Annotated in this window: 1 protein-coding gene; it reads right to left on the reverse strand. The window is 65.1% G+C overall.

The window, feature by feature from the left end; translation table 11 throughout:
- Positions 1–162: 162 nt before the first annotated feature.
- On the reverse strand, positions 163–378 hold the full coding sequence (locus D2K64_RS24020) for a WGxxGxxG family protein (protein ID WP_120010942.1): 216 nt from the start codon (positions 376–378) through the stop codon (positions 163–165).
- Positions 379–616: the final 238 nt, after the last annotated feature.

The raw sequence follows: 616 nt of genomic DNA on the forward strand, positions 1-616 counted from the left end.
ACATCCACCATGCCCTCACCGCGCTCGCCTGCTCCCTCACGTCCCTCAACGCCCTTCAGAGTAGGTTTCGAAAGGCACTGTTAGCCACGCACCAACTTGCCCGCCGCGGGTCCGCCGTTGCGAAGAGCGGACTCGAGCGGACAGCGCACTCCGGCGAAGCCTTCAACGGCGGCCGACCGTAGTGGTGTCGTGCTTCTTGCGGCCTGCCAACCCCGCCAAACCGGCCAGGCCCAGAAGCCCGAGCCAGCCCAGATCGAAGCCGTCATCATCGTCCTGGGTGGTTGTGGTTCCAGTCATTGGCCCGGTCCCTGTCTGGGCCGCGGCGGGAACGATCGCGAGCATCGACAGAAGCGCCACTGCGCAGAGGATCTTGTGCATGTTGTTTCTCCCTTCCTGGCAGAGGCCAGGACTCTTAAAACGTTCCGAGGACGATATTGTTGCGGTGCCGCCCGGGAGTGCGGGTGACCCCGAACCGCGCCCTCAGGGGAGCACCGTTGGAAACCCCCAACAGGGCGGATCGTTGGGCCTGCTGTACCGTCGACATGAAGGAACCGCCATGACCTCCTCGCGCACGATGGTGGCGATTGCAGCCTCGGCTGCCGCCCTGGCCGGGATG

Origin of the sequence: Teichococcus vastitatis (assembly GCF_003604215.1) — a bacterium.
In the GTDB taxonomy this organism is placed as follows: domain Bacteria; phylum Pseudomonadota; class Alphaproteobacteria; order Acetobacterales; family Acetobacteraceae; genus Pseudoroseomonas; species Pseudoroseomonas vastitatis.

What these genes read in the sequence shown, in the direction of transcription:
- D2K64_RS24020 (WP_120010942.1), bottom strand. Translation starts at nt 378, where the DNA reads ATGCACAAGATCCTCTGCGCAGTGGCGCTTCTGTCGATGCTCGCGATC.